Annotated in this window: 10 protein-coding genes; 5 read left to right on the forward strand and 5 right to left on the reverse strand. The window is 39.9% G+C overall.

Annotated elements, in window-relative coordinates; translation table 11 throughout:
* Position 1: 1 nt before the first annotated feature.
* The 5 genes from HMAT_RS25130 to HMAT_RS25150 all read right to left on the reverse strand — a co-directional run bounded on the left by HMAT_RS25130 (position 2) and on the right by HMAT_RS25150 (position 6,157).
* Entirely contained in the window at positions 2–1,363 is a 1,362-nt protein-coding gene (locus HMAT_RS25130) for a S41 family peptidase (RefSeq protein ID WP_104385576.1), read from the reverse strand.
* Between the two features lie 185 nt (positions 1,364–1,548).
* On the reverse strand, positions 1,549–2,880 hold the full coding sequence (locus HMAT_RS25135) for an OmpA family protein (protein ID WP_104385577.1): 1,332 nt from the start codon (positions 2,878–2,880) through the stop codon (positions 1,549–1,551).
* A 143-nt stretch (positions 2,881–3,023) separates the two neighbouring features.
* Complete coding sequence (locus tag HMAT_RS25140) at positions 3,024–4,361, reverse strand: OmpA family protein (protein ID WP_104385578.1); 1,338 nt, start codon at positions 4,359–4,361, stop codon at positions 3,024–3,026.
* A 90-nt stretch (positions 4,362–4,451) separates the two neighbouring features.
* Positions 4,452–5,294: a universal stress protein gene (locus HMAT_RS25145; RefSeq protein ID WP_104385579.1), complete on the reverse strand. Its 843-nt coding sequence runs from the start codon at positions 5,292–5,294 to the stop codon at positions 4,452–4,454.
* A gap of 14 nt (positions 5,295–5,308) precedes the next feature.
* Entirely contained in the window at positions 5,309–6,157 is an 849-nt protein-coding gene (locus HMAT_RS25150) for a universal stress protein (RefSeq protein ID WP_104385580.1), read from the reverse strand.
* Between the two features lie 429 nt (positions 6,158–6,586).
* Between HMAT_RS25150 and alaS the strand changes: the two genes are divergently transcribed.
* The 5 genes from alaS (at position 6,587) to HMAT_RS25175 (ending at position 13,983) form a co-directional block, all read left to right on the forward strand.
* A complete protein-coding gene (alaS, locus tag HMAT_RS25155) occupies positions 6,587–9,202 on the forward strand; it encodes an alanine--tRNA ligase (protein ID WP_104385581.1) in 2,616 nt (871 codons plus the stop codon).
* Between the two features lie 273 nt (positions 9,203–9,475).
* Positions 9,476–10,573: a redoxin domain-containing protein gene (locus tag HMAT_RS25160; protein WP_104385637.1), complete on the forward strand. Its 1,098-nt coding sequence runs from the start codon at positions 9,476–9,478 to the stop codon at positions 10,571–10,573.
* A 102-nt stretch (positions 10,574–10,675) separates the two neighbouring features.
* Positions 10,676–11,371 (forward strand): response regulator transcription factor, encoded by a 696-nt coding sequence (locus HMAT_RS25165; protein ID WP_104385582.1) that lies wholly within the window; start codon positions 10,676–10,678, stop codon positions 11,369–11,371.
* A 207-nt stretch (positions 11,372–11,578) separates the two neighbouring features.
* Entirely contained in the window at positions 11,579–12,916 is a 1,338-nt protein-coding gene (locus HMAT_RS25170) for a dihydroorotase (protein WP_104385583.1), read from the forward strand.
* Between the two features lie 11 nt (positions 12,917–12,927).
* Positions 12,928–13,983 carry an LD-carboxypeptidase gene (locus HMAT_RS25175; RefSeq protein ID WP_104385584.1) on the forward strand — a complete coding sequence of 352 codons (1,056 nt, stop codon included), beginning with the start codon at positions 12,928–12,930 and terminating at the stop codon, positions 13,981–13,983.

The raw sequence follows: 13,983 nt of genomic DNA on the forward strand, positions 1-13,983 counted from the left end.
GCTATTTTTCGGCCTGGTGTTGTGCACTCACTTCAATAGGTATTGTCTGATAACTACTGCCCATATATTTGGAAACTATATTGCTGTTTTTTTCTGATATATTATTGGCAGTGCTTTTGGTGCCGGTATTTTTATTGCCGATTGTTCGTAATACCTCCTGTATCAATGGATCTCTGTTATCTCCTATTGGAACCAAAGGTGAAAATGCAAACTCATTCATTACCTGCTGCGGAATGATTCCATTGGCATAATCTCCCTGTCCTGCTTTATTGTAGATTTTATAGATCATCGGGATCAGATGCCAGGCTCGTTCTGTACCATGAATTTCTTCGGGGGTAGATAGTGTTGTCGAGGCCATATCCTTTCCATAGGTTTTGTCGCCAACCTGAACAACCTGTATATAGGGTTTTAATCCATTAACTAACATTTCGGATGCAGATGCCGTATTCGGTCCTGTGAGCATATAGATTCTTTTTAAATGTAAACCTTGCTTTAAAATTTCTGTTGCCATAAATGAATAGCCATCTGGCTGCCCTTGCAGGGCTGATGCAAAGCTGTCTTCTCTATTTTTGAGATTTTTGTTGCCTTGGTATTTGGCAAAAATGTCGTTTTCCTTGATGTCTGCCAATAAGAGCGCACAAAATGACGCGAAAGCAACCTGTCCGCCGGGGTTGTAACGTAAATCGACAATAAGTTCCTGTACCCGTTGAGACTTGAAATTTTGAACTGCTTTCAATAATGAATAAGCTCCACTAAAGTCAAATTGACTTAAAAACATATAGCCTACCGTGGGGGAGGAGGAGACGAGTTTGTTGGTATAGAGGACGGGCTGCGAAATGTAGGAAGCGGGCAGATGAAATATTTTGCCATCGTTTCGCGTCAATTGCATCGCCGGTAAAAGCAAAGATTTGTTTAGTAGCGATTTCAGGTTGCTGTTATCAATGGGCTCGTTATTGATGTGGGTTATGCTGTCTCCCCGTTTGAGTCCCATTAAATCCCCTTCGCTGGAGGGAACCACCTGGGTGACTAATTGAATCGTTCCGGTTGCGGCCTTTAGTTGTACAATATCAAATCCAAAGGTGTTCGTCAATGTATTGCCATAGGTGTCACTGTTAAGTGTCTGCAATATGCTCGAGTAATGGTCGCCTTGAAATAAAATTCTTTTGAAAAATAGATCTGGAGCTTGTTGATAATCGTTTTTTTCGCTGATTTTATCATTCCAATAGTAGTATTGTCGCATCTGCTTCAATGTCCATTGATTAATCGTTTCATTTGAGCCCGGTTCGTTCAGAGGCGGGTCTTTTTCACAGGCGAAAAAAATCAACGAAAATAGGGTCAAAACAAGAGTTTGTGGTGTACGCATTTTTTAAGATCTTAGCTTAATAAAAATACGGATAATGTAAGTTTTATCGGTGTTATCTTTTTGTTGTTCAAATGTTTATTTACTTTAAACACAATAGAAATATCGGATTTGGACTGTTGATTCCATAAAAAAAGGCACCACTGTTAGATGATGCCTTTTGAACTGTATAGATCGAAGGATATCGATTAATAGAGCGTAAACTCTACGCGACGGTTTTGTTGACGACCAGCAGCATTTTTATTGGATGCAATTGGTTGGTCAGGACCATATCCTGTTGCTTCGATACGTGAAGCGTTTGCACCTTGGGATACCAAGTAAGCTTTCACTGACTCAGCACGCTCTTTGGATAGACGCATATTCAATTCGCGTGAACCTGTGTTATCGGTGTGACCAGCTAATTTCAAGCTAAAGTTTTTCTCGATCAATAATTCAGCAACTTTGTTCAATGTTGCATAAGACGTAGGACGAATAGTAGATTTGCTCAAATCGAACTCTAAGTTTTTGATTGCATCAGCAACAACTTTTCTGTCGGCTTCTGTAACAACAACTTTCTCAACAACTTTAGTTTCGTTTTTCACGACAATCGGACAACCTGATCCATCGACCTGTACTCCGGAAGGAGTGCCTGGACATTTGTCGTATTTGTTTGCGACACCATCACCATCATCATCTTTCAAATCACTGTTCAAACCATCCAATTGACTTTGTAAAGCTTGGTTTTTAGCATTTAATGCATCATTCTGAGCTTTTAAATCGTCGTATTTCAATGTATAGTCATTGACTAATGTCGCTACAGGATTTGAGTTGTTCAATGCTGGTTTGCTACCGCTACCCAAAGCAAACTCTAGACCACCGTGGATATAAGTAAACAAATCGTTTTTATATTGACCTCCCTGAATACCGTCGAAGTTTTGGTTAACCCAGTTTAATTGGTAGCCCAATTCGAAATTAATTCCTTTAGCAACAGCAAATTTCAATCCCATATCCAATGGTACATAGATTTTAGAGATGCCATCCGCTTCTACTGAAGTAGTACCGGTTGTTAATGTTGTTTTGCTATTCATTACCCCGACACCGATTGAAGCATACGGTTTGATGAAACTGTTGAAAAATCTCCAGTTTGTATTAGCAGCTAGGAATTCTCCGGATAAAGCAGCCGACCAAGGAGTTTTTGCTTCGAATGATTGATCTGCTGTTTTAGCTAAAAATGCGCCGCCAGTTTTACCACCGAAATAACTTGCCTTAATGCCAAATGAAGGAGAAATTTGCTTTTTGATGTAAGCACTGTAACCTAAGTTCCAAGCTAAATCTTCGTATCCTGCACGGTTGAAACCTGCTATGTTGGTTTGGTTTGTTACACCTGCACCGATACCGATAGACCACGTTCTGTATTGCGTAGCTGAACCGAAAGGAGTCGTTCCTTCTATCGATGCTACTTTTGCATTTTGAGCAAAAGCGGAATTGGCGAATAAGCCTGCAGTTGCAAAAGCAAGTGCTAATTGTAAATTTAGTTTCATAGAATTTGTTTGTATAAACCGAGGCAAAAGTAATAGGTTAAAAATTAAATTCCTAATCGGTTTGTAGTTTAAATATGACAAAAGGTAAATAAAATGGTATTTTATTGAAAAATACCATTTTATTTTGTGTAATTTATTAGCTATTAATAAAGTGTAAACTCTACGCGACGGTTTTGTTGACGACCAGCAGCATTCTTATTGGATGCAATTGGTTGGTCAGGACCATAACCTGTTGCTTCGATACGTGAAGCATTTGCGCCTTGTGATACCAAGTAAGCTTTCACTGATTCAGCACGCTCTTTGGATAAGCGCATATTCAATTCACGAGAACCTGTGTTATCGGTGTGGCCCGCTAATTTCAAGCTGAAGTTTTTCTCGATCAACAATGCCGCTACTCGGTTTAGTGTTGCGTAAGAAGTAGGACGGATCGTTGCTTTACTCAAATCGAACTCCAAGTTTTTGATCGCATCAGCAACAACTTTTCTGTCAGCTTCTGTAACAACAACCTTTTCAACAACTTTAGTCTCGTTTTTCACGACAATTGGGCAGCCAGATCCATCAACTTGTACCCCAGAAGGTGTTCCCGGGCATTTGTCGTATTTGTTTGCTACACCATCACCATCATCATCTTTCAAATCACTGCTTAAACCATCCAATTGACTTTGCAAAGCTTGATTTTTAGCATTTAAAGCATCATTTTGCGCTTTCAAATCATCGTATTTGACCGTGTAGTCATTAACTAATGTCGCTACAGGATTTGAGTTGTTCAGTGCTGGTTTGCTACCGCTACCCAAAGCAAACTCTAGACCTGCATGGGCGTAGGTGAACAAATCGTTCTTATATTGTTGAGTTGGTCCAACTTTATTATCGAAGCGTTGGTTCGCCCAGTTCAATTGGTAACCTAATTCGAAGTTGATTCCTTTGGCAACGGCAAATTTGAAACCGAAGTCTGCCGGTACGTAAATTTTAGAATAGGATTCACCATATTCACCCCGATTTCCGCCAGCAATTGCAGCTGTCTCCGCATTCATTACTCCAACACCAATGGATGCATAAGGTTTAATGAAGCTATTGAAAAATCGCCAATTTGTGTTGGCTGCAATAAACTCTCCAGACAAAGCTACTGACCAAGGTGTTTTGGTTTCAAAGCCTTCTTGTTTATCGCTAGCGACAAAGCCTGATGTTTTTCCACCAAAATAAGTTGCCTTGATTCCGAATGAAGGTGAGATTTGTTTTTTGATATAGGCACTGTAACCTAGGTTCCAGTCCAGTTTGTCATAACCACCATTATTGAATTTAGCAATGTTCTGCAAGCTGGTTACACCGGCGCCTACACCGATGGACCAAGTCCTGTATTGTGTTGCTGGACCAAATGGAGTCGTGCCTTCAATTGATGACTGTTTTGCGTTTTGTGCAAAGGACGCGGTCGAGATAATTCCCGCCGCTATTAGTAATCCTGATTTTTTAAGGCTAATTTTCATAATGTGCTCTTGTAAAATTTTCTACTATAAAATTCTTGTTAAATTAACTCATTGACTACTCTTGCAATAAATTTGCCAAAAATTATTTGGTCAATCTACTCGACCGAAAAAATTTGGTACCTCAATTTCAAAAGCCATGTGCTTAACAATATTTTCAGTAAAAATGTTTTGAAAAAAAGTTTTCCTACTTTTTGTAATCAAAATCACATCAATATCTTCATCTCTGATAATCGTATGTATTCCGTTCGCGATGTTCTCTCGTGAACCGGCGAAATAGCTCGGCGCCTTGACAATATATGAAATGTCTTCAATGCCTGTTTCAGCAATAATCTGTTCAATCCATTTTTCGAGATTTTGACCTAATATATTGATTTCCAGTTCTCTTTTGTTGATGTGGATAAGCTGTAAATGAAAGTTTTTTCCATATAAAGGAATCGCTTGCTTAAGCACTTCAAGCTCACCGGGCTTAAAATTAGTCAGTAATGCAATGTTATCTTTTTTTAATTTTACGGCATTTTTTGGGATCGCTAATACGGGGATTTTTGACTCTTTAATAACGTCATAAGTGTTGCTTCCGATTAGTACAGATTCAAGTCCGGTGACTCCTTTTGTTCCCATAATCACAGTCCGATAGCTATCTTTTATCTCTTGTTTTTCCAAAGATTCTGCTAAAATCCCGTTCGTAAACAACGTAGAAATTTTTATCGAAGGATATTTTTGTAGAAGTTCAGCGACAAGTTTTTCCATGCTACGATGTGCTTCTTCTTCAGTAGGGTCTACTAAATGCTTCGCATTTGCAAATTTATTGATATGTGAAGTGAAGGAATGGAAGAGTGTAATTTCATCATGTGTTTCCTGCGCGATCTGAGCAGCATAGTCCGCTGCAATTCGAGCATTTTCGGAAAAATCTACGGGTATTAATAATTTAGACATAGCGATATACTTAATTATGCTTTGGTAAAAAATATTGGAACTAAAGGATGGCTAAACAAAGCTTTTGCCACTGATCGGGTGAAAGCACGTTCAAAAAACGATTTTCGCGAACGGGTCACCAATAATATCTTGATCTTTTCAGCATGGATCATTTCGTTGATAACCTCAGGTACGGTGTCCAGGTCTTCAACATCTCCTTGTATTGAGTCTACTTCAATAGCAATGTTGGTGACGCCGATATATTTTTTGATTTTATATTTCCACACTTCCAACTTGTCTTCAATCCGGTTTTCTGAAGAATGGTCATAATGGACATGCATCAGTTTTAATTCAAAATCTTTGCCCATGATATTGACAAAATCCTGAACCGTCTGTACTTCTTCTTCCTTGAAATTTGACAATAAACCCACTTTGTCAAGTTGTTCAAATGAAACTTCTGTGGGGATGGCTAAAACAGGTATTTTTGATTTTTTGCTGATCACATAGGTTGTGCTGCCGATAAGTTGACTATCATCATTTGTAATGCCTTTTGTGCCCATGATCACGAAATCAAAGCGATCTGGAGTAGCGATGTCAGGTAAAGTTTCTGTGATCATGCCGCGCTCACATTGGGTCGTAACCTCAAGAGCAGTATGCGTGGATGTGATCTGCTCGGCAAGATTCTTAATCAGAATATCAGCTTTAAATATGGGGCTTCGTTTACCTGTGGAACCTGTTTCCTCCTCGAATACAGCCGAAGCTGAGGTGTAATTGTGGTAGAGGTGGATGCTGTATCCTTTTTGGGTTGCCAGATCCACAGCGTAATTTACCGCATTGTTAGCATGTGCCGAAAAATCTACAGGTAGTAGAATGTTTTTTTTCATTGGAAGGAATTTTATCTGCGCTATCTTATCTTAAATTTCTAATTCTTTATAGGGGAGCTATTCAAAAGAATCGTTGTTGAGACCCCTTATCCCTATCAAATGTAATAAAACAAATGCAATTGTGAATGACTATTAGTCAAAATGTTTTTATTGTTAAACGTATTGGATTTGATTATGATGATACAAAGTTGAATAACATTTAATGCTTTTAAAATGTTGCATTTAATGCATAATTGTGATTACTGTCATCTTGAAAATAGAATAATCCTGTCCACCTGAATCTTAAGTCCTGATCTTTTTGTTAGAAAAGTCAATTTCCTATGGAGGTGATAGGCTGTTAAAAACGCTGAATCAAGGTTATTATCTCGTATTCTACATTGCATAACAGACCAATTTTGAGTAAGTTTGCACATATTTTTAGATAATTAAATGACAAGTAGAGAAATTCGTCAAGCCTTTTTAGACTTTTTTAAAAGCAAAGGGCACCAGATAGTACCTTCAGCACCAGTAGTTGTAAAAAATGATCCCACATTGATGTTTACTAATGCAGGGATGAACCAGTTTAAGGATTTATTCTTAGGGGAAGCACCAATTAAATTTCCACGTGTTGCAGACACGCAGCGTTGTTTACGTGTTTCAGGTAAGCATAATGATTTAGAGGAAGTTGGTATAGATACCTACCACCATACCTTATTCGAGATGTTGGGAAACTGGAGCTTTGGCGATTACTTTAAGAAAGAAGCTATTGCTTGGGCCTGGGAGCTATTGACCGAAGTCTATAAACTCGACAAGGATCGTTTATATGTGACCATTTTTGAAGGCGACGCAAGTGAAGGTTTGGACAGGGATATGGAAGCATTCGATTTTTGGAAGCAGTGGATAGCCGAAGATCGTATCTTGCTTGGCAACAAAAAGGATAATTTCTGGGAAATGGGAGAAACCGGTCCTTGCGGACCTTGTTCTGAAATCCATTTTGATATGCGGAATGCGGAAGAACGTGCACAGGTTTCAGGACAGAGCCTAGTCAACGCAGACCATCCACAGGTGATCGAAATCTGGAATTTGGTCTTTATGCAATTTAATCGCCTGAAAGACGGATCGCTCCAATCTTTACCCGCGAAACACGTGGATACAGGGATGGGCTTTGAGCGCCTTGTCAGATGTATTCAAGGTAAAACCTCAAATTATGATACAGATGTCTTTACACCGACCATTGATTTTATCGCAGCGAAATCGGGGATAAAATATGGCGTAGACGAAAAAAGTGATATTGCAATGCGTGTGGTATCTGATCATATCCGTGCCGTTAGTTTTGCGATAGCGGATGGACAATTGCCCTCTAATAATAAAGCGGGATATGTGATCCGCCGTATATTACGTCGTGCGGTGCGCTATGCTTATACATTTTTAGGATTTAAAACGCCATTTATTCATGAGCTTGTCCCTGTACTGGCGGCACAATTCCATGGTGTATTTGATGAATTGATCCAACAGCAGGATTTTGTGCAAAAAGTAATCTTAGAAGAAGAGGTTTCATTTTTAAGAACCTTGTCCACTGGTGTACAACGTTTTGAAAATTACGTGGAAGATCATACACTTATTAATGGTGACTTTGCGTTCGAATTATACGATACTTACGGTTTTCCGATCGATCTAACTGAATTATTAGCGCGCGAGAAAGGATTGTCTGTCGATATGGACGGTTTTAAACAGGCGCTTCAAATTCAAAAAGATCGCTCCCGTGCGGCCACAGCGATAGATACCGGTGACTGGGTTGTCGTTAATGACGACGAAGGCTTCGAATTTGTAGGTTACGATACATTGACAGCAAAGACAGAAGTCGTAAAATACCGTAAAGTTGTCGCAAAAAATAAGGAGCAATACCAACTGGTACTTTCTGTCAGTCCATTTTATGCAGAAGGAGGAGGTCAGGTAGGTGATTCCGGTGAATTGATTTCGGAAGAAACAGGCGAAAAGATCTACATTACGGATACAAAAAAGGAAAATGGAATCTTCGTCCATTTTACCAATAAGTTGCCATTGAATCTGAACGGGACCTTTATCGCAGAGGTTGACAGAACCAAACGAATGGATACCGAAAATAATCACTCCGCAACCCACTTATTGCATGCTGCACTAAAACAGGTGTTAGGTACGCATGTAAATCAAAAAGGTTCATTGGTCAATGCTGATATTTTACGTTTTGATATTTCTCACTTTGCAAAGATGAGTGAAGATGAGATCAAACAGGTGGAAGATATCGTGAATGCTAAAATCCGTGAAAATATTCCATTAAAAGAAGAACGTAATATACCTTATCAGCAAGCTTTGGATTCAGGTGTTACGGCATTGTTTGGTGAGAAATACGGTGATTTTGTTCGTGTGATTACTTTTGAAGATCAATTCTCCAAAGAGTTGTGCGGCGGGACCCATGTGAAAGCAACGGGGCAGATCGGATTCTTTAAGATTGTTTCTGAATCGGCTGTTGCTGCGGGAGTACGTCGTATTGAAGCGATTACCGGGACGCGTTCAGCTGCGGTAATTCGTGAGCATTTTGAATTGGTACATCATTTAAAAGAACTCATGAATAATCCAAAGGACTTTGTATCAGCCTTAGGTAAGATCATCGACGAAAATGGTGCCCTGAAAAAAGAAATTGAGAAAAGCATTACCGAGAAATCCTTGGCGTTGAAATCGGATCTGGAAGCAAAAATCGAGCAGGTTGGTGGTATCAACTTTTTATCGACAGTGGTTGATCTCCCCAATGCAGAAGCAGTTAAAACGTTAGCCTATGCTGTAAAGGGAGCTGTCAATAATTTGTTCTTAGTTATTGGAGCAGAATTCGATGGGAAACCAAGTCTAACTGTTGTTATTTCAGATGATCTAGCAAAAGAAAAAGGTTTAAATGCAAGCAATATTGTCCGTGATCTGGCAAAAGATATCCAAGGCGGGGGCGGCGGGCAACCTTTCTTTGCGACAGCAGGGGGGAAAAATTCTGCGGGATTAAAAACAGCCATTGAGCGTGCGAAGGAATTTTTAAGTTAAATTTGCGTATTTAGATCGGAGACTTGGGATACTTACTTGAATAAGTTTCAAGCTTATCGGAAGTCTCTCCGAAAATTCTATGATATAAAACTATCCTATTTATCCCAACCGAGTGTGAAGAGGTCATAAATTTGACTGAAGAGCAATTTATGAATGAATAATCACAAGGGAAGAGAGTAATAAATAGGATAATTTCTTCAATTTAAAAGGAAACCGAGTGCAATTAACATCTAGTTATAGATGGACGTGGAGCGCTCACAAAACGATATACAGATGAAAAAGGCAATTTTTTTAGTAGTTGGAGTGGTTGGATTGATGTTTGGTTGCCAGAATAAAGAGCAGTTTACCATCGAAGGAAATATAGAAAACCCCGGTAATATAAAAGTTGTCTCCTTGTACGAAGGGGATACCAAGCTGGATTCTATGTTTTTTGGCGACAATAACAAATTTCAGTTTGTACGTCAGGCCAGTCAATCTAGGCTGTTGTCATTACGTGTTGGTAAAAATCGTTATGACCTGATCGCTTCTCCGGGTGAGACAATTTCATTTAAAGCAGATTTGCATAAGGACGTCAACGATTATCTTGTTGATGGATCTGAATTGTCGAAAACGATACAACCATTTGCTAAGGAACGAAACCATCGCGATCATGTGCAAGATTCTCTTCAAGCTGTCTTTTCCAAACTAACGGCGAATTCGACTGCTGACGAAATAGAAAAACTTCGTGCAGAATATAAAGCCAAATTTGCGGATGAACTTCGTAATTATACTAGTAAAGCAGTTGATTTTTCCAGTAAACATCATGATCTGGCTGGATTTTACGCCATCTCAACATTGGATCCTGAAGTAGCAGAAGCAGAAATTATAGCTTATGCAGATAAAATTAAAAATGAATTTACGGAAAACAGATATGTGACGCAGTTTAAGGAGGAAACCCAAAAACTGAAGAAAATGGCTATTGGTCAACCAGCACCGGAATTGATCTCCTTTACACCTACTAACAAAGAAGTGAAACTATCCAGTTTCAAAGGGAAGTATACTTTGGTTGACTTTTGGGCTTCGTGGTGTATGCCTTGCCGTCAGGAAAATCCAAACCTTGTCAGATTATATAATGCTTACCATACCAAAGGCTTCGATATTTTATCTGTTTCATTTGACGATAATCCGGGTTCGTGGATGCGGGCTATTACAGATGATAAGCTGACCTGGACTCATGTATCCGATTTAAAAGCCTGGAGTTCGCCGATCGTAATAGACTATCGTGTGAAGGCTCTGCCAACATCGTATATCCTCGATCCCAACGGTATTATCGTTGCAAAGAACCTGCGTGGCGAGGAGTTGGCCGATTTTCTGAAGAAAACAATTAAGTAATCAATGTGTTATTGTTAATTGAAATATTACTTAATAATTTGGTAACATTAGATTAACCGATTGTTATCATTTTGTTCATATTTTAGCAAAAAAATAAGACAAATGAGTTCTTCGAAACAAAAGATTTTAATTGTTGATGACGAAAAGGATATCTTGGATTTAATTGCATTCAACTTAAATCGTGAAGGTTATCAGGTCTCTACAGCGCAAAATGGGGAAGAGGCAATACAAGTTGCCAAGCAAGTAAACCCCGATCTGATCATCTTGGATGTGATGATGCCTAAGATGGACGGTATTGAAGCTTGTCGCATCATGCGCGCGATGCCTGAATTCAAAAGCACCTTTATGGTGTTTTTGACAGCCAGAAGCGAAGAATATTCGGAAATTGCCGGATTTCATGTTGGAGCGGATGATTATATCGCTAAGCCAATTAAGCCGAGAGCGCTGATGAGCCGTATCAATGCGATATTAAGAAGAAATACGTCGGAGGAGTCTGATTCTTCAGCACAAGATAAAATCGAGATTGCGGATCTGGTTATAGACAGAGATTCCTTCTTAGTCTACAAAGGAGAGCAAAAGATTGTGCTTGCTAAAAAAGAGTTTGAATTACTCTACTTGTTGGCATCCAAACCCAATAAAGTTTTCACAAGAGAACAGATCCTAAAAAGTATCTGGGAAGACTCAGTGGTTGTCACCAACCGTACAATAGATGTGCATATTCGGAAGCTCCGTGAAAAAATAGGCGACGATTATGTGACCACTGTAAAAGGAGTGGGGTACAAATTTGATAAAGAATAATAGAAGAGGCTTAGGCCTCTTTTTTATTTCCAGCCAAGATTCTTTGTGCTTCTTTTAGTAAAAGCAGTTACGCCTACGATCCGTTAGGCATAAGGATGGGTGTTCTCTGCTTTTTGTCGCCTTATTTAAACAACTCTTTGAGCAGATAACTTGATATCACGGCAACAAATCTTTACTTTTGACAGATACCAAAGTAAAGAGATCAACATGTCATCTATTCTTATAAAATCTGCGCAACTTGTTAACGAAGGTAAAGTTGAGGCTGCTGATGTATATATCAGTAATGGTCGAATCGAAATGATCGCACAGGAGATTAATCATCCTGCGGATCAGGAAATCAATGCTGAGGGGCTACATCTGTTTCCGGGATTAATTGACGATCAGGTTCACTTTAGGGAGCCCGGATTGAATTATAAAGCAGATATATGGCATGAAAGTCGCGCTGCAGTTGCAGGTGGGACAACCTCATTCATGGAGATGCCGAATACGGTTCCCAATACCTTGACACAGCAACTGCTTCAGGATAAATATGATATTGCAGCAAAGAATGCATTAGCCAACTATTCCTTCTTTATGGGAGCAGCTAACGATAATCTGGAAGAGGTCTTGAAAACCAATCCACGTGATGTCTGCGGTATTAAGATATTTATGGGATCATCCACTGGAAATATGCTGGTGGATAATGAGAAAGCATTAGAAGGTATTTTTGCCAACGCTCCCACATTAATTGCGACACACTGTGAGGACGAAGCAACGATCAAGGCCAACCTGGTAGCATTCAAGGAAAAATACGGTGAGGATGGATTGAAGATTGAGATGCATCCGTTGATCCGCTCTGCGGAAGCTTGTTATTTGTCTTCATCCAAGGCTGTGGAACTGGCTAAAAAACATGATACAAGATTACATATTTTACATATATCAACAGCAAAGGAGATTGAGCTATTTCGGAATGATATTCCATTAAAGGACAAGAAAATCACGGCCGAAGCATGTATCCATCACCTTTGGTTTTCTGATCAGGATTACACGGCAAAGGGAAATTTTATTAAGTGGAATCCGGCTGTTAAAACGGCCAATGATCGCGATCATATTCTTAAAGCGGTATTGGATGGGCATATTGACGTGATTGCAACAGATCACGCGCCGCATACGATCGAAGAAAAAATGCAGCCTTACAGCTCAGCTCCAAGTGGTGGCCCTCTAGTCCAACATGCTTTACAAGCATTATTGGATATGGTTAAAGCGGGTAAAATGACCTTAGAACAATTGGTTCAAAAGTCAGCACATAATACGGCAACATTATTTCAGGTCGAAGATCGCGGTTATATCCGTGAAGGTTATTGGGCGGATCTAGTGCTTGTAGACCTAAATAAACCATATCGCGTTTCAAAAGAAAATATCCTTTCTAAATGCGGATGGTCACCATTTGAAGGACATACGTTCAGTTCAACGATCGAGCATACCATCGTATCGGGTAAAGTCGCGTTTTCCAAAGGACAAATCATTGAGCAGGGGGCCGGTGAGCGTCTGTTGTTCAATAGGTAAGTTGGGGTAATATGGAAAAGAGGACTTTTATAAAATCAATTGCTTTGGGCGCATTGGCCATTCCGGTATTGGGGGCTGGGCGCGTTACAGAAACCGTGGCAGATTTAGCAGGACCGGTTACTTTGCTGGCAAAGAAGCTGCAGCTCGGGGATACGATCGGATTGATAACTCCCGCAGGCGTATTGGACGATGAGGAATCAATTGTTATCGCTCGCGAGATCTTTGAAGCATTGGGTTTTAAAGTGAAAGAAGGAAAACATATCCGTAGCCGTTATGGCAATTTGGCGGGGACAGATCAGGAGCGTATTGCCGATATACATGATATGTTTGCTGATAAGACTGTCAAAGCAATAGTCTGTGTAAGGGGAGGCTCGGGAACTTCCCGGCTTCTGGACAGGCTTGATTATAAGATGATCGCCCAAAATCCTAAGATTTTGTTGGGCTATTCGGACATAACGGCGTTAATTCTGGCTTTGTATGCGAAAACCGGACTTGTTGCTTTCCATGGTGCGGTCGGTATAAGCACATGGACAAAGAAGCTCGCCGATGCATTTAATGCGCAATTTGTAGCGAATAAACCTGCGGTATTTGAAAACCCTAAATCAAAGGGGGATAATATTGTACAGACTAAAGACCGTATTGCAACAATTTCTACGGGTACTGTCGATGGTGTACTGCTCGGTGGTAATATGACCGTCTTGACCGGATTGTGTGGTTCGCCTTATCTACCCGACTTTAAAGATAAGATCCTTTTTATTGAGGAGGTGGACGAAGATATGGAACGCGTTGACCGTATGTTTTGCCAGCTAAAAAATGCAGGGATATTAGCGGTGATCAAAGGTTTTATTTTTGGGAAATGCACCAATTGTAAGCCGTCGGGAGGCTATGGTTCTGTGACATTGGATCAGCTGTTCAATGATTATATCAGGCCCTTAAAGGTACCTGCTTATAGCGGCGCTGTCATTGGGCATATTGCAGATCAATTTATCCTTCCGGTAGGTGTAAAGGTGAGAATGGATGCATCGCAAGGAACGATTACCTTACTTGAGGCAGCCTTAAAAGATTAA

It is taken from the genome of Sphingobacterium sp. HMA12, from assembly GCF_002933815.1.
Lineage (GTDB): Bacteria > Bacteroidota > Bacteroidia > Sphingobacteriales > Sphingobacteriaceae > Sphingobacterium.

Coding starts and splice junctions, on each gene's coding strand:
- HMAT_RS25170 (WP_104385583.1), top strand. CDS start 11,579: ATGTCATCTATTCTTATAAAATCTGCGCAACTTGTTAACGAAGGTAAA.
- HMAT_RS25150 (WP_104385580.1), bottom strand. CDS start 6,157: ATGAAAAAAAACATTCTACTACCTGTAGATTTTTCGGCACATGCTAAC.
- HMAT_RS25175 (WP_104385584.1), top strand. CDS start 12,928: ATGGAAAAGAGGACTTTTATAAAATCAATTGCTTTGGGCGCATTGGCC.
- HMAT_RS25130 (WP_104385576.1), bottom strand. CDS start 1,363: ATGCGTACACCACAAACTCTTGTTTTGACCCTATTTTCGTTGATTTTT.
- HMAT_RS25165 (WP_104385582.1), top strand. CDS start 10,676: ATGAGTTCTTCGAAACAAAAGATTTTAATTGTTGATGACGAAAAGGAT.
- HMAT_RS25145 (WP_104385579.1), bottom strand. CDS start 5,294: ATGTCTAAATTATTAATACCCGTAGATTTTTCCGAAAATGCTCGAATT.
- HMAT_RS25160 (WP_104385637.1), top strand. CDS start 9,476: ATGAAAAAGGCAATTTTTTTAGTAGTTGGAGTGGTTGGATTGATGTTT.
- HMAT_RS25135 (WP_104385577.1), bottom strand. CDS start 2,880: ATGAAACTAAATTTACAATTAGCACTTGCTTTTGCAACTGCAGGCTTA.
- alaS (WP_104385581.1), top strand. CDS start 6,587: ATGACAAGTAGAGAAATTCGTCAAGCCTTTTTAGACTTTTTTAAAAGC.
- HMAT_RS25140 (WP_104385578.1), bottom strand. CDS start 4,361: ATGAAAATTAGCCTTAAAAAATCAGGATTACTAATAGCGGCGGGAATT.